Below are 16,003 nucleotides of genomic sequence, written 5' to 3' on the forward strand. Positions count from 1 at the left end.
CAGAGTAGAAGCGATTTTTCAAAAATTAAATAAACGTTTCTCTAATAGGTCAACTTAAAGCCATATCATAGTTTGCACTACTATTCATTTGCCTATCAGAGCGACATTTACATGCACAATTCGAGCCATGTCCGAAGTCATGAAGTATATTATTAGCACCGGAAGAACAAATACAAGATAAAGGAACAATTCCAAGGGTATTTGCCATTAAAGGCTTCCTTCCAAATGGATTTACAATTCTCAATTTATAATCCTCCTTCGACTCGTTTTGATTATAGATTGGAATTACACCAATGTAATATGGTTTAATTCCTCTAATAAATGTGGTTTGTGTTCCAAGATAGTATGATAGCTTATTAATGCATGTTCCAGCATATCTAAAGAACGCCTACAAGCTATTCTCTTTTTTTCGATATTAAACTTATCACTATCGTAACATTCGACGTAACAAACCGAACAAAGGCGTATAGCCCAACATTTGGAACACTGAGACAAACTCTCCTTACCATAGTCATCTATATAACGATCGATTAATACAGATTCGTCTATACCACTATAAACGTTTCCAACTGAAGGTGATTTTCCAATGCGCTCGCATAAATGAAAGTCTCCATTTACCGTTACATAAATTCTTCTTGAGGCAGGTGAACAGCAGCCGTTTAAGCAATAGTCCGGGTAAGGAGTTTCAGTTAAAATCCTATCATGTATTATTGAGAATTGTTTGTGTAAAAAATCGATTGTAAAGGGAGTATTTTTTGATATAGAAGTATTATTTAACATTAGATCAATTGTCCAGTTCCCTACAGGGTTATCATAACAATGCATAGAGCTTTTTTCAGTAATCGTTTTTTCTATGTCAGACGAGTGTCTCACATAAGAAATATTTTTAGTAATATCCTTAGGTACCCACGAAAGAGAATTGAAGAAATTTTGAATTTTTTTCATAACTACATCATTAGCTGGTCTAGGTGTTACCATGCTTAGCGATATAAGAGAATTACTCTTTTCTCCATAAGCATTAATTAGATGTTTAAGACCATTAATTGCCTTGTCATACGTGCCCTCACCATTTTTAAATACCCTCCTACAATCATGTATTTCCTTTGGACCGTCAATACTACAAACTACTCCAAAGTTAGGAACTGTAGATAGATATTCTGCGATTTCAGCAGTCATTAAGGTTAAGTTTGTTGTCATTGAAAATGTTAAATCTTTATCAGCACCATTTTTTAAAGTATAGTCTACACAATGCTTTAATAATTTAAATTCTATTAATGGCTCCCCGCCATAAAAAGTTACCGCCACTTTTTTACCTGAGTTTTTCAGAGTATAATCGATTGCTAACTCTGCTACTTGCCAGGACATGTGCCTGCGTCCAAATTCCCTGAAGTCTATGTTCCCTGAATGATATATACAATAGTGGCATGCCATATTACATTGTTCGGTCAACTCCAGAGTAACCTGTTCTAGATGACTTCTTGCATTTTCTAAAACCTCATCTTTTGATAGTGCAAAGGATAAAAGAGGAGGTGCTTGGAATAAATGCTGTTCCTGCGCAACATGTATTAAGTCAATTAGAATAGTCAATGTATCATCATTAACTTTGGTAGTTTTTATTACCTCTTCGATATCTCCGTACACTTGTAAGTTATTTAGAAATACATACTCTATTTCAGTGCATTCCATAACTTTGCCTGTGCCCACATCATACAAATAGGATTTATTCTTTGTCTGAAACAACTTAAACAATCGTGAGTAATTCCCATACTGTTTTTTGATGTTTCTAAAGAACTCCATAACTGTGGAATCCAATATCATCACGTTCCTCTTGGGTTTCAATATTCAAAATATGGTCACATGCTGCTAATAGTCTCTGGTCATGTGATACTACAATTGTTATCCTTCTTGACTTTTGCTTGGTCAATATTTCTATAAGTCCACTTACACTCTTTGAATCTAAGGCTGATGTGGGCTCATCAAGAATCGTTAAGAAAGAATCTTTACTTAATGCACGAATCAAAGCTAATTTTTGCTTTTCACCACCAGAAAAGTTGCTTCCATTTTCATTTATTAGTATATTTTCAAGGTTAGCTTTTGTTATTATCTCTTCAAGCCCAAAAGCTGTTATAAGCTCATCTTGATTACTGGCAATCTCTTTTGAAAAAGTAATTCCAAATTTCAAATATTCCTTTATTGGTAGATTTAAAAACTCCGGATTCTGTTCTACATAAGAAATTCTATAACGCCTCATATCAAGCATATCTATATCTTTGATGGAGCAATTATTAAAAGCTATTTCTCCTGTGTAAAGATCACTATAAAGACCTATCAGAGTATTAAGTAATGTTGTTTTGCCTGAACCATTGTGACCACAAATCCCGTAAATTCCCCCCTTAAAAAAATCATAAGAAAAGTCTCTAAATACGCTTTCCTCGGAATATTTAACACCTAATTGTTTAATACTTATTTTCTCTAAATCTTCAAGTGTTGTACTACCATAAATATCATTTTCAGAGTTCATAACGTCATTTAACCGTTCTATCGATACTTTCGTCTCTTGGTATGAACTTGCTAAGCTTAATAAATATGAAGTTGACGAGATGATCATTGAAAGGTACGTGTTAATTATGGTGAACTGCCCTATACTCATTTGGCCAATTACAACTTTATGACCTCCAATTCCGATTACAAATATATAGCAGATGATCAATATAAATTGATTTAGATTGGAGAAAATATAATTAGTTTTTACTTGTGAAGTCGCAACTCTAAATAATGAATTAAATGCTTTATTTAGCCGCTCATTCATTTCATTAAAGAGTACATTCTTCTTTATAAAAACCAATTTGTTAATTTGTTCGACTTTTTTAGAGTAGTATTCATTTGCTTCTTTTTTGTATTTCAGATTTGCTTTATACAATTTTTTTCTAAAAACCACATATGTAAATATATAACAAGGAATAAGCGAGAAAATTATAACGCATAGTAGTACATCAGCTTTTAAAACAATAATACCACTGATAATTATTGTGATTACTTGCAATACTAAGTTGGAAATATTATTTGAAAAAAAGTCAACTACTGTGGATGAATCATTATTAATTTGGTCAACTAAGTATGCATTATCCTTATCTTTGAAGACCGACAGTTTAGTTTTGAATATCTTTTGATAGATATCATTGCAGATTTCGTATAATAATAAATTATTCAATTTCGTAGAGAAAAGGGCAGTTAAATATTGTATGAGAATGTTTACTATATTTATAATCCCCAGTAACAGTACAAAATATAAAATGATACTTATATTACTTTTTGATACTAAATAATCAATATATATGCCTGTGATGTAAGGAACAATAATTCCTATAATCCACAATACTGAAGTAACAACAATGTAAAAAAATACATACTTGCGGGTTTTTGAAAGGTATTTTTTCAAGTATTCTAGGACTATCATATTCATCACCTATGTTTCATATTAGGTAAATCTTAGCGAGATGCTAAAAACAGCATCTCGCTAAGTAATGTTACTTCTCTTAAGCTACATCTTGTAGGAACAAGAAAGAGTGCAGCCACTTGAACCGTGGAAAGGACAATGTGCACTTACTTGTACAGCACTTTTTACCAATACGTCCATAGTTTTTCCCTCCTTAAAATTTAATTTATATAAATAACATACAGTTTAAAAACTATATGCTACTTATCACTTTTGAGCTGCAATAGAAAATGCACTGTTTTCAAGCGTGATATTTATCTTTGCTTTACCTGCACCATTTATATAGTTATATGTTAAGTTTGGTCTAAACAATGGCCATCCCGCAGGAACACTTAATGCACTTGCAGTCGTCTTAACTGTAACTGTGTAATCCGAAGCTCCTTTACTAAAAGTTAAGGAACCTGAACCTTTTGTATTGTCATAACTAATGGCTTTTGAGTATCCTACAGGCACCCGAACTGACATTGAGGAACCATCTACACCTGTGATATCAAGATTAGTATTTAGCTCTGGAAGTGAAACTCCAGACTTTGTACTTTCTACCGTTATTTTTTCATAACTTTTATCAGGAATTAAAATATTAACTCTGTCGGAAATGCCGTTAGCTGAGCCTTTCCCCTTTACTGTGATGTAAATTGTAGATCCACTTAATGTAGAAGTGACAGTATACAAGGATTTGTTATACTCATAACTAAAATCACTTGCTGAAGTTTTTGTAACGGTGACATTACAATTTATAGCCGTTAGATTGATATTCTTAACATCATTTGAAGCTGCATTACTTGAAGCACCTAATGGCATCCCCATAAGTAAGAAACCACATAAAACAATACACATTTTTTTTAGCATTAACATGATTCAGAAACCTCCTTCTTATTTTCCGTTAATTGTCCAGCCAGTAATACTTTCGTGCACTCGGTAATATACTCCTGCAAATTATAACGATATTGCTCACATATGTTAAAGTCTGCCATTCTATTATGAGGACATCCTCCTAAACACACAGGTAAGTACTTACAGTCTGAACATTTTTCATCTTCAGTAGGATCATATAATAAATAACAACCAAGAAGCTCAGTATTCCATTTCACTGATGTATCTTCATTTATATTTCCAACACACTGCTCAATAATTCCAATATCGCTCCAACATTTATATAAATGACCAAGAGGATCAATAACGAAACTATTATATTTGTCCGCAGAACAATAATTACCTTTAGGTGCAGGATAAATATAACTAATTGGGATATCATTTTCCGACATAAATTTTAAATTAAATTTTGAATACATCTCGTCTGTCAAGCACTTAGTTCCCTCATACTTTCCATTCGTCGGCGTAACTAATCCTAGATAAGGTATTACATTTTCCAATAAAGAATTTTCCTTTAAGAATCCTACGATTTCATGTAAATTCAACCAGTTGTCTTGGTCAGTATTTATTCTCATAAATATCTTAATCATCCCTTTAATTTGCTTGAGGTTATTCATTATGACATCAAATGTCCCTCTTCCACTTACTAAAGGGCGTCTAAGATCATGTACTTCTTTAGGACCGTCAACAGTGACTTGAATATCATTTACTCCACATGATATTAACGTTTGAACTTTTTCTTTATTTAAAAGATAGCCGTTTGTAATGACACTGGCCGTATATTGTATATTGTTTTCTTTACATATTTCCAAAAAATCTTCCGATATCCTAACTATCTGCTTCATTGCAATCAAGGGTTCACCGCCATACCATGTAACATTAAGAGTGTCAAGTTTACTAGCATTTGCTTTAACAAAATTGACTATACTTTGAGCTGTTTCTTCACTCATAGTTTTGTTATGATATTGGTCTTTCTCAAAACAGTATACACATCGAAAATTGCAGGCCATTGTAGGGGCAATTGTTAGCATTAAATTAGAAGATTCAAACCGATTTTTTAAGAGGTTTACCTTTACATATGCTTTTTCATTCATATTATCTTCTACGATATAGCCACATTCGATAAGATTTTTAAGATAAGTATCATTATTTATTGCCAATCCATTGTTTGTAAGTTCACAAAACTGTTTATAGTACTCCGGTTCAAGAACTGCCAATGCACCTGTTCGAGAATTATAAAGTACCGTTTTATCGGTATTTTCAATAATGTCATTAAAAATAAAGTTATATTGCGAAGCTTTCATTTTAGCCCTCCTTAGAATGGATGCGGTCCCTATGTAATTATGAATCGATTAACTAGTGACAAAATTCACATAAGTTTTAAAAATAAGATGTACGCTCATTCTGAGTTGTAATAGCATTCTCGCAGTGCACACTAGCCACCAAGAATAGATGTCCATCATCCGAAACCGGACTGAATTTAAAAGCCATCCTACACCTTTATAGTTTATTCATATACTTTATTCTCTCTGGACAATATCTATACTAGATAGCTTTTCCTTCTCGGCTTTTAATGTAGCATAAGGCAAAAAGAAAAAATAAGCTTGTATCCTGAAATGCAAAAAAGTCCATCTCAACGACCAAATATGTCAGCTTCATGTGAGATTAATATTTTTGTTACCTATTCTAAGCAATAAAGAAGAACGTATCCATTCCCTCGCCTGGGCTACGTCCTATCCACAGTATAAGTATGCATTTGAACTTTTACTAACAAAAATTCCATAACCTGATGGTAATTTTTTTCATATGTAAAACATCACTTCGAATAGACTTTTTTTACAATATACTGGATTTATATAACATATTTGAGGTGGTCTATTTGTTTCAAGTTGCTGTTTGTGACGATGATCCCGCAATGCATAAAATTTTACAACACTTTTTCATGTGTATGTCAGTAAGTGAATCCTTTGATTTTAATCTACAATTCTTTTTATCTGGGGAAGATCTAATCAAATCTTACAGTTCACAAGAGCGATACCCCTTTCATATTATCTTGTTAGATATTGAAATGAGGGAATTATCGGGAATTGAAACTGCAAAACTTATTCGCCTTTTTCCTGACCGAGAAGTTCAAATCATATTTCTAACTAACTATCCAGAATACATGCTAGAAAGTTTTGAAGTACAAGCATTTCAATATTTACTTAAACCCCTTACTTATAAACTCTTTGTAGAAAAAATAAATAAACTATGTCATTATATGCGTTCTTCAGTATCCCACTTTCTGTCTGTGAAAAATAAAACTGAGCATCTTGTATTGAGACACTCTGAGATCATAGCCATCTCAAAAGGTGAAAACAATTACATCCATAATGAACTTTGTATTGCAACGGATTCACACAACTATTTTATTTCTGGAACGTTGAAAGCGGTTTATGAACAATTAAAATATCCGTTTGTGTTTATACATAGGTCAATAATTGTGAATTTAGTTCATATACGTAAGTTTTCAGCTACTTCTGTTATTATGTCAAACGAACAAGAATTCCCTGTAGGTCGTTCTCACGCTAAATCACTTCGTGAGGCGTATGCTCGTTTTATAATTTCTCGTTTTCAGGAAGGGTGAGTTTTTTGAATCATTGCGTTTACATTAATGTCACCTCGTTTTCTAATTACTCTTTATTTTTATTTAGCACAACAAAGCAAAGTCATTTTTCCAATCCAATAGTTAACCTTTTTTTACTTTTCGCCTCTTTACACTTCATACTTATTACAGTACTAGTAGTTCATTATTTTAAAAAAGGAAGAAAATACAAGATAGGGATTGTGTATTATTTTGTAATATTAATAGGAACATCGTTTAACTTGCTCATACATTACGGTTTATTTTCTTTTATGAAACATAATTTATTCTTTATAATGTCAATCATCAGTATTCTTGGAATGAACGTGATTAATGTCTTTCTAACGGACAAGTTGATAGAAAAGTCAAACCTCTCATGCTTTTTTCAAAAGCAAATGCTGATGCAAGAAAAACGTTATAAAGAAACAATTCGATCTCTTAGTGATATCAAACGAAGTATTCATGATTTCAAAAAACAGTTAATTTTTGTCCGTGCTTGTTTACAAGAACAGAGGACGGAAGAGGGTGTTAATCACATCAACCAAACTCTAAAAAATATAGACTCACCAAAACTTCATATAACAACAGGACATCTCGTTATTGATGCTTTAGTAAATCATACTTTCAGCATCGCTAATAAAAGTGGGATAGCTTTCTTCCATCAAATCCATATTAACCCGGCAAATATTAGTATTGGAAGTCATGATCTATGTATTGTCTTAGGTAATGTTTTCGATAATGCTATTGAAGCTGTAATGCAGCTTCCTAGAAAGAAAGAGCATTCAATTCATTTGGAAATTTTCACCGATAATATTGCCCTATGGATTTATGTTCGCAATTCAAAAAGTAATTATCTCAATACAGCATTCTCAACCAAAACATACAATCCCCCTTTAAAAAAACATGGGTATGGATTACTTAACATCCAGCAAGTGATAAAGAAATATGGTGGTTATTTAAATACAACTATTACGGATTCGCATTTTCAAATTACGATTATGCTCCCATGTAATAACTCTTAGGTTTGTAAACGTTATGGATTAAGAGATATTCAGAATAAATAAAATGTCGGTAATCACCAGTCTTATAACCTAAAAAAAGGAGTACCCTCAAGCCTGTGATGGCTGAGGATACTCCCTTTTAGTATTTATGAATTTACCGTTTGTCCCTTTTCTTCTACTTGGATAGCCGCCCCTACATTGGCACCAGCAAGAATACCCTTGTTCTTATTAGGATACAAAGAATTCATATAAGTCCGGGTTTCTGCAACAACAATTCCCGACAAGCCGAGCAGTGCAATCAGGTTCGGAAAAGCCATCATGGCGTTAAAAATATCTGCCAGCAGCCAGATGGCATCGAGCTTGATGAACGCGCCTCCGGCAACCAGTACGATGAACAGATAACGGTATGGTTTAATCCACTTGACCCCAAGCAAATATTCAACACAGCGTTCCCCGTAGTAGTTCCAGCCAAGTATCGTTGTGAACGCAAATAAAATAAGGCTAATCGTCACGAGCTCTGCTCCAGCCGGAAAGGCACTGGAAAACGCATGCTGAGTCATCAGACCTCCATCATCATTTCCACTCCATATTCCCGTAACCAGCAATGTAAATCCTGTCAAATTACAAATAATCATCGTATCGATAAAAACGCCCGTCATGGATATTAGCCCTTGTTCTGCGGGCCATTTCGTCTTAGCTGCTGCTGCTGCGATTGGCGCACTTCCCAAACCAGCTTCATTTGCAAAGATCCCTCTGGCAACTCCGCTTCGCATCGCCAGCATAATCGTGGCTCCGGCAAATCCACCCGTCGCAGATGTTGTCGAGAAAGCCCCTTGTAATACTAGTGCGATCGCATGAGGAAGCTCTCCTGCAAACTTAATGAGTACGATTAAACAAACCACGATATAGAGCCCCGACATGAATGGAACAATCTTTGTGGATACCTTGGCGATACTTTTGAGTCCTCCAATCGTAACAACAGCCGTCAACACGGAAATAATGATTGCTGTAACTACTGTTGGCACGCCAAAGCTACTTTCCGTAGAAGAAACGATAGCCTTTACTTGCGGAAAAGTACCGATTCCAAATAGTGCTACAAGAATACCAGAAAAGGCAAACAACATCGCCAGCGGCTTGAAACGGCGGCCAAGCCCATTTTCAATATAATACATCGGTCCACCCGAAAATTGTCCGTTCCGGTCTTTAACACGGTATTTAACGGATAATAGCCCTTCCGCATATTTGGTTGCCATCCCGAAAAAAGCTGCAACCAGCATCCAGAATAATGAACCGGGCCCACCCAGTTTGATCGCTGTTGCGACACCGACGATACTTCCCGTACCTACAGTAGCTGCAAGTGCCGTACTCAATGCTCCAAAGCTACTGACATCCCCGCTGCCTTCGTCCGGCGCTTTACCAATTAGCTTGAGCGCTAAGGGCAATCGAATAATCTGAAGCATCTTCAGACGGATCGTTAGCCACAACCCAGTGCCCATGACGAGAATTAGAAGCGGCGCTCCCCACATCCAACTGTCAATCGTTTCTAACACATGTACCAAATTCATTTCAACCCGCTCCTTCAGCATAGTAGAAAACAAAAAAGAGTCAAATCTGTTGATTCGACTCTTGGAGAGGTTAAAGGCACGAAAAAATACAACCATCTTGTGCAGGATTTCACCTCTAAAAGCTTATAAAAAGCCTAGGGCTATCCCTGTCACAGGTTATTCGCGTCTCTGTCCTTTTGCCTGAGAGTTTAAGCAGATGTGATCTGCGGTGCACCTTCGGCGCCCAATTAAGGGTCTCTCCAGAGTTCTGTCCGTTTACGGTCCCTGCTCGTTGCTGTAAATCAGCCTAAGCACCTGAGAGTTTTGCCCCTTCGGTTGGAACTTTCATTCCATCTCCCGCAAACATCAACCAGACATATGAAATTTTTATTCATTATACAGAAAAATTTCAGCTTATTACAAGTGAAAAATTTGTGAAGCCCTCTGAAAGAATCAATAGAGTGTCTATACAAAAAGCGGGTACAGCAGATTGCATCCTGAGGATTTTCTCTGCTGTACCCGCCAAAACGATATGGAATTACAATTCTTCACCGTTGGTTGCTATCACATTTTTATACCAGTTAAATGAGTCCTTTTTGGAGCGTTGAAGCGTTCCGTTACCGTCATCATCCAGATCAACGTAAATAAATCCGTAGCGCTTGGACATTTCGGACGTAGACATGCTCACAAGGTCGATAGGTCCCCAACTGGTGTAACCAATCAGATCAACACCGTCAGCAATCGCTTCCTTCATTTGGGCAATATGCTGACGCAAGTAATCAATGCGATACGTGTCATGCACAGAGCCGTCTTCTTCTACCTTATCATACGCACCCAGGCCATTTTCCACGATGAACAGTGGCTTTTGATAGCGATCATAAAACGTATTCAGTGTAACACGCAGGCCGATCGGATCGATCTGCCATCCCCAGTCGGAAGACTGCAGATACGGATTTTTCACACCGCCTATCAGGTTCCCTGCTGCCTTTTCGCCTTCTGGCCCTGCCGATACGGTCAAGGTCATATAGTAACTAAATGAGATAAAATCGACCGTGTTATTTTTCAAAATTTCGGCATCGCCGGATTCTGTCTGGATCACAATATTATTTTCTTCAAAATAGCGGTTCATATAGTTGGGATATTCCCCACGAGCATGCACATCCGTAAAGAACAGGTTCATTTGATTTTCATGCTGTGCTTTCAGGATATCTTCTGGGTTACACGTATGTGGGTAGCTTTCAATGCGGGCCAGCATACAGCCGATCTGAGCGCCCGGAATGATCTCATGTCCCCGTTTGGTCGCCAATGCACTTGCTACAAATTGATGGTGCAATGCTTGATATATCGCTTGTTGCTTGTTTTCTACACGGTCAATAACCACACCGCCGCCTGTAAACGGGCTCATAGTCATGACATTAATTTCGTTAAAGGTCAGCCAGTATTTTACTTTATCCTTATAGCGTGTAAATACCGTTTCGGCATATTTTACGTAATGATCCACGACTTCGCGTCCCAACCAGCCATTATACTTCTGTGTCAGACCTAGCGGTGTTTCATAATGCGACAGTGTTACCAAAGGCTCAATACCATACTTGCGCAGCTCATCGAATACATTGTCGTAGAATTGCAATCCCGCTTCATTCGGCTCGGCATCATATCCATTCGGGAAAATCCGCGACCAGTGGATGGACATCCGGAATACTTTAAAGCCCATTTCTGCAAACAAGGCAATATCTTCTTTGTAGTGGTGGTAAAAGTCCACACCTTCACGCTTTGGAAAACGGACGTTTACCTTCCCTGCCAAGATGTCCTCCAGTCGTTCGGACGAAATTTCTATAGCATGATCGTTCTTACGTTCTGATTTAGGTACATAGGCTATCATGTCTGCGCTGGATAGACCTTTTCCATCTACGTCAAAAGCACCTTCCAATTGGTTGGCTGCAGTTGCCCCGCCCCAGAGGAAGTTTTTCGGGAATCCTTTTAGCGTCTTCGTCATGGTATGAAAACCTCTTTCCTTAATTTAATGTTTTCACTTTAGTCAGTAACCCGTCAGGTGCTGCAATGCGAATCCATAACTAACGGTAACCGTTCTCCTTTGAAATGCATCGACAGATGCTTTAAAATAGACGTAATGCCCTCATAAAGCATCCTAATTGTTGTAACGCGTTTCATGTCAAGTATTTTTTTCTTAGGTGAGGAGAAGCATCATGTCGAATCTTGATCAAATTGCAAAACTGGCGGGCTTTTCCAAAGCTACGGTATCCAGAGTGTTAAATCAGTCCCCCCATGTAAGCCAAGAAACCAGAGCTAAAATTTTAAAAATAATGCAGGAATTGGATTATGTTCCTAATCGGAATGCGATCTCTCTATCCAAGGGTCAGACGCTTCAGATTGGTATCATCACTTCAACTATCAATGAAATTGTGCTGGCATTTCTGGACAGCTTTGTGGAAATCGCAGGCCAATATGAATTCCAAACCATTATTTATACTTCGGGAGAAGACAAAAAGAAAGAGCTTCAAGCTTTCGAGGATTTAAAAAGAAAAAGAGTCGATGCGCTGGTCATCATTTCCTGCGTGAATGACACTGATTTTTTGAGTACCTATTGTAAATATGGACCGATCGTGGCATGGCAACGTATGGAGCATACCGATATTCGCTCCGTCGCTATGGATCAATATGAAGGATACATGTTAGCATTAAAACATTTGATACAAAAAGGCTATACACGTATAGCCAATGCTTTTGGTCGTCCGAGCAGCATCAATACTCACAGCAGACAACGAGCCTATGAGCAGATCATGAGTGAACACAATCTGCCGGTGCTGCCACACTGGAACTATTCTTCTATTTATAACATTCGTGATGGCGAACAGGTCGTGCGCAATTTGTTACAGCATCGTGAGGAATTTCCGGAGGCTATCTTGTGTGCTAACGATTATGTAGCAGTGGGCATTCTCTGCGAAGCGCGCAGACAATTGCTGAGGGTACCGGAAGATCTGGCGATTGTTGGGTTTGATAACACGGAGCTGGCGCACACCATGGGGATTACAACGGTTCAAAATCCCATTATGGCTCAGGCGGAAAATGCTTTTTTCATGCTTTCCCCTCAGCTGATTGGACGCCAAATGGAGCTTCATTCGCTAGAATACAGCCTCATAGAGCGTACGACTACTTAAGGGCACAATTGACTTGCAAATTAGGCAAATGGGCCTTGATATGAAATATTTTTTGTCGAAAGAGAATAAAATATGTTGAAATCGCTTTTTTTTGTGCTACAATAGCACTATATCGAAGGATTGTGACCGGTGATGCGGGCAATGCCTGAGTTCAATTGAGTGCTATTGCTAACAATAGTGTTGAATTGTGCTTGGGCATTTTTTATTGGTAAAGGATGGGAGGGGGAACTTCAATGATTATTGAGAAGGTGCTCAATAACAACGTCCTGTTGACTAAAAACGATAAAGGCAAAGAGGTCATTGTCATGGGAAGAGGTATTTCCTTCAAAAAGGTGGCTGGGGACCAAGTCGATGATCATAAAATAGATAAGATTTTCATGTTAAATGAAAACGAGTTCACGGCCAGACTAACTGAGCTGCTAAACGATATTCCTGTGTCTCATCTGGAGGTCGTGAATGAAATCGTGACCCATGCAGCCGAAGTGCTGGATACGGAGTTAAGTGATAACATTTATTTAACATTGACCGACCATATTCATTTTGCCATACAGCGGGAAGAAAAAGGATTGGCACTCAAAAACGCGATGCTGTATGAAATTAAACGCTTTTACAAAAAAGAATTTGCAGTTGGGCTGGATGCTCTACAAAAAATTGAAAATACGCTCGGTGTAAAATTGGGCGAAGACGAAGCGGGATTTATCGCATTGCATATGGTGAATGCGCGGATCGACGGTAACGAAATGAAGGCTACACTAAAAATGACTGAGATTGTCCAACACATATTGAATATTATTACGTATCATTACGGGATTGTGCTGGATGAGTCTTCTTTTAGCTATTCGAGATTTTTGACCCATTTGCAATATTTTGCAATGCGAGTGATTCGCAAAGAGGTCATTCACAGTGGTGAAGAATTTTTGTACAACCAGGTAAAGCAAACATATACCGAAGCTTTTGCTTGTGCCCAAAAAATTAATGAATATCTGGAAAAAACTTATGATCAATATTTAAGCAAGGATGAATATGTATATCTAACGATTCACATTCATCGGGTAACTGAGCGTAATAACATATCAGGCTAAAAACTTCATATCCTCATCGTTCATGGATTGTGACTGGTAAGGCAGGCAAAACCTAAACTGATGGTGAAATCAACGTTCCCTCATAGAAGGAGTGCGCAGTTTTCACCACGAGTTTAGGTTTTTCTTGTTTACAAGGTTAAAAAAGATGCACGCCGGCGCATCTCAGCAACAAATGTAAACGGTAAATCCTATCAGTAGCAAGAATAACACTTAAGGAGTTCTGAACATGAGTGATAAAGAGCTATCCAAAAAAATAGTGACTCTCGTTGGCGGCGAAGAGAATGTCAATTCGGTATTCCATTGCGCTACACGCTTGAGATTTAAATTAAAAGATCGCACAAAAGCAGACAAAGCTGCACTGGAAGCAACACCTGGTGTCATTACAGTGGTGGAAAGCAGTGGCCAGTTCCAAGTGGTCATTGGTAACAATGTAGGTCAGGTCTTTGAGCATATGATGGCAGAAACAAATCTGCAGGATGCAGATAATCCAAATGCGAAAAAAGAAGAATCTTCCGAAAAAACGAATTTTCTTGGCAAAGCGGTCGATATCATTTCCAGCATTTTCTCACCTCTCTTGGGTGCTCTTGCCGGAGCTGGTTTGCTCAAAGGGATTATGGCCTTAATTGCGTCGCTCCATTGGATTGATACTGCAAGCGGTACGTATCTCATTCTGAACGCCGCTTCGGACAGCGTGTTTTATTTCTTGCCTATATTCCTAGCTATTACATCGTCCCGTAAATTTAAGACGAATGCTTTTGTATCGGTCGCAGTTGCTGGAGCCCTCGTCTACCCGGATGTTATTGCAGCGGTGGACCATCCGGCAAAACTGGCTTTTCTCGGGATTCCAATCATTCTGATAAAATATAGTTCCAGCGTAATCCCAATTATTCTCGCGGTATGGGTACAGTCCTATGTGGAACGTTGGTTTAATTCCTTTGTTCATCAATCGGTTAAAAACATTATCGTCCCTATGCTATCACTACTAGTTGTTGTTCCGTTGACGTTTTTGGCCTTTGGTCCAGTCGGTAACCTGATCAGTCAAGGCTTGGCGAACGGTTTTACATGGGTGTACAATTTAAGCCCATTGATTGCCGGAGCTGTTGCTGGGGCATTCTGGCAAGTATTTGTTATTTTCGGCGTACACTGGGGCTTCGTTCCTATTATGCTGTCCAATATTCAAACATTGGGTTATGACACGATGCTTCCAATGCTTACAGCAGCCGTACTTTCTCAAGCAGGTGCAACACTGGGGGTATTCCTGAAATCACGAAATACTCAAATGAAAGCTTTGGCTGGTTCTTCTACACTGGCAGCTGTATTCGGGATTACTGAACCTACAATTTATGGTGTAACTTTGAAATTGAAAAAGCCTTTCATCTATGCTTGTATTTCTGGTGGTATTGGGGGCGCGATTATCGCTTCCGGCGGAGCAACTGCAAAATCCTTCTCCCTGCCTAGTTTACTGGCGTTGCCAACTTATTTTGGAGCTGGGTTCTTGTGGGTTGTTATCGGCTTACTCGTTGCCTTTTTACTTGCAGTTGTATTGGTTATGATTTTGGGCTTTGATGATCCAAAAGAAGAAGCTGCAAAAACAGAAACAGCACCCGTAAAAAAAGAAGTAGCAATCGAAAAGGAAATCCTCGTAAGTCCGCTGCAAGGTAAAGTGCTGCCATTGGAACAATCTTCTGATGTTGCTTTTGCTTCAGGCGCTATGGGGAAAGGAATCCTGATCGATCCTACAGAGGGTGTGCTGACTTCTCCGGTTAACGGAACGATTACGACAGTATTCCCGACCGGACATGCCATCGGTATTACTTCCAATGACGGAGCAGAAATTTTGATTCACGTTGGTGTTAATACAGTGAAGCTGAAAGGACAATTCTTTGACAAACGCGTCAAAGAGGGTGATGTGGTGAAGCAAGGACAGTTGTTGCTTGAATTTGATATCGAACAAATTAAAGCGGCAGGCTATACAACGACTACGCCGATCATCGTAACCAATTCCGCTCAATATCTGGATGTACTGAACACCATGGAAACGGAAGTGAAGCGTGAGGATTACTTGTTGACCGTTGTAGTCTAACGTTTAACTTTCAGACTAAAAGAAGCTTTCCTAATGGAAAGCTTCTCAGATTGTCGAGAAACCCCGTCTTTTTGAGACGTGGTTTTTTTTCTTTACATGAGAGATCTCTGGTCTCTGGAAAA

The 16,003-nt window shown here is 38.0% G+C and carries 11 protein-coding genes and 2 riboswitches; of the genes, 5 read left to right on the plus strand and 6 right to left on the minus strand.

Annotation, left to right across the window (positions count from 1 at the left end; translation table 11 throughout):
* Positions 1-285: 285 nt before the first annotated feature.
* From G9G57_RS23465 to G9G57_RS23480, 4 genes are all read right to left on the minus strand, one after another.
* Positions 286-1,818 carry a radical SAM protein gene (locus G9G57_RS23465; RefSeq protein ID WP_102998265.1) on the minus strand — a complete coding sequence of 511 codons (1,533 nt, stop codon included), beginning with the start codon at positions 1,816-1,818 and terminating at the stop codon, positions 286-288.
* The gene (locus G9G57_RS23470) at positions 1,784-3,457 is read right to left on the minus strand and encodes an ATP-binding cassette domain-containing protein (RefSeq protein ID WP_164965621.1); all 1,674 of its coding nucleotides are present in this window, start codon (positions 3,455-3,457) and stop codon (positions 1,784-1,786) included. The genes G9G57_RS23465 and G9G57_RS23470 overlap by 35 nt, the downstream gene beginning before the upstream one ends.
* Before the next feature lie 246 nt (positions 3,458-3,703).
* The gene (locus G9G57_RS23475; protein WP_017427401.1) at positions 3,704-4,351 is read right to left on the minus strand and encodes a hypothetical protein; all 648 of its coding nucleotides are present in this window, start codon (positions 4,349-4,351) and stop codon (positions 3,704-3,706) included.
* Complete coding sequence (locus G9G57_RS23480; RefSeq protein ID WP_017427400.1) at positions 4,345-5,673, minus strand: radical SAM/SPASM domain-containing protein; 1,329 nt, start codon at positions 5,671-5,673, stop codon at positions 4,345-4,347. The genes G9G57_RS23475 and G9G57_RS23480 overlap by 7 nt, the downstream gene beginning before the upstream one ends.
* A gap of 575 nt (positions 5,674-6,248) precedes the next feature.
* Here G9G57_RS23480 and G9G57_RS23485 point away from each other — a divergent pair.
* Both G9G57_RS23485 and G9G57_RS26100 read left to right on the plus strand, forming a co-directional pair.
* Complete coding sequence (locus G9G57_RS23485; protein ID WP_017427399.1) at positions 6,249-6,995, plus strand: LytR/AlgR family response regulator transcription factor; 747 nt, start codon at positions 6,249-6,251, stop codon at positions 6,993-6,995.
* Between the two features lie 398 nt (positions 6,996-7,393).
* Complete coding sequence (locus tag G9G57_RS26100; protein WP_226888823.1) at positions 7,394-8,014, plus strand: sensor histidine kinase; 621 nt, start codon at positions 7,394-7,396, stop codon at positions 8,012-8,014.
* 125 nt (positions 8,015-8,139) lie between these two features.
* Here the strand turns inward: G9G57_RS26100 and G9G57_RS23495 are convergent, their stop codons facing one another.
* Together G9G57_RS23495 and G9G57_RS23500 are read right to left on the minus strand one after the other, a co-directional pair.
* Complete coding sequence (locus tag G9G57_RS23495; RefSeq protein WP_038978208.1) at positions 8,140-9,558, minus strand: alanine/glycine:cation symporter family protein; 1,419 nt, start codon at positions 9,556-9,558, stop codon at positions 8,140-8,142.
* Positions 9,559-9,716: 158 nt separating this feature from the next.
* Positions 9,717-9,811: riboswitch (glycine riboswitch) on the minus strand.
* Between the two features lie 11 nt (positions 9,812-9,822).
* Positions 9,823-9,907: riboswitch (glycine riboswitch) on the minus strand.
* 168 nt (positions 9,908-10,075) lie between these two features.
* Entirely contained in the window at positions 10,076-11,533 is a 1,458-nt protein-coding gene (locus G9G57_RS23500; RefSeq protein WP_164965622.1) for a glycoside hydrolase family 1 protein, read from the minus strand.
* Positions 11,534-11,744: 211 nt separating this feature from the next.
* Here G9G57_RS23500 and G9G57_RS23505 point away from each other — a divergent pair, with 211 nt between their 5' ends.
* The 3 genes from G9G57_RS23505 to G9G57_RS23515 all read left to right on the plus strand — a co-directional run bounded on the left by G9G57_RS23505 (position 11,745) and on the right by G9G57_RS23515 (position 15,881).
* Positions 11,745-12,716 (plus strand): LacI family DNA-binding transcriptional regulator, encoded by a 972-nt coding sequence (locus G9G57_RS23505; RefSeq protein WP_017427396.1) that lies wholly within the window; start codon positions 11,745-11,747, stop codon positions 12,714-12,716.
* 233 nt (positions 12,717-12,949) lie between these two features.
* A complete protein-coding gene (gene licT / locus G9G57_RS23510) occupies positions 12,950-13,798 on the plus strand; it encodes a BglG family transcription antiterminator LicT (protein ID WP_016818607.1) in 849 nt (282 codons plus the stop codon).
* Positions 13,799-14,024: 226 nt separating this feature from the next.
* Positions 14,025-15,881 carry a beta-glucoside-specific PTS transporter subunit IIABC gene (locus tag G9G57_RS23515; protein ID WP_164965623.1) on the plus strand — a complete coding sequence of 619 codons (1,857 nt, stop codon included), beginning with the start codon at positions 14,025-14,027 and terminating at the stop codon, positions 15,879-15,881.
* Positions 15,882-16,003 lie beyond the last annotated feature (122 nt).

Source organism: Paenibacillus sp. EKM211P (genome assembly GCF_011066175.1).
GTDB lineage: Bacteria > Bacillota > Bacilli > Paenibacillales > Paenibacillaceae > Paenibacillus > Paenibacillus polymyxa.

Coding starts and splice junctions, on each gene's coding strand:
- G9G57_RS23465 (WP_102998265.1), bottom strand. CDS start 1,818: ATGATATTGGATTCCACAGTTATGGAGTTCTTTAGAAACATCAAAAAA.
- G9G57_RS23470 (WP_164965621.1), bottom strand. CDS start 3,457: ATGATAGTCCTAGAATACTTGAAAAAATACCTTTCAAAAACCCGCAAG.
- G9G57_RS23475 (WP_017427401.1), bottom strand. CDS start 4,351: ATGTTAATGCTAAAAAAAATGTGTATTGTTTTATGTGGTTTCTTACTT.
- G9G57_RS23480 (WP_017427400.1), bottom strand. CDS start 5,673: ATGAAAGCTTCGCAATATAACTTTATTTTTAATGACATTATTGAAAAT.
- G9G57_RS26100 (WP_226888823.1), top strand. CDS start 7,394: ATGCAAGAAAAACGTTATAAAGAAACAATTCGATCTCTTAGTGATATC.
- G9G57_RS23495 (WP_038978208.1), bottom strand. CDS start 9,558: ATGAATTTGGTACATGTGTTAGAAACGATTGACAGTTGGATGTGGGGA.
- G9G57_RS23500 (WP_164965622.1), bottom strand. CDS start 11,533: ATGACGAAGACGCTAAAAGGATTCCCGAAAAACTTCCTCTGGGGCGGG.
- G9G57_RS23505 (WP_017427396.1), top strand. CDS start 11,745: ATGTCGAATCTTGATCAAATTGCAAAACTGGCGGGCTTTTCCAAAGCT.
- licT (WP_016818607.1), top strand. CDS start 12,950: ATGATTATTGAGAAGGTGCTCAATAACAACGTCCTGTTGACTAAAAAC.
- G9G57_RS23515 (WP_164965623.1), top strand. CDS start 14,025: ATGAGTGATAAAGAGCTATCCAAAAAAATAGTGACTCTCGTTGGCGGC.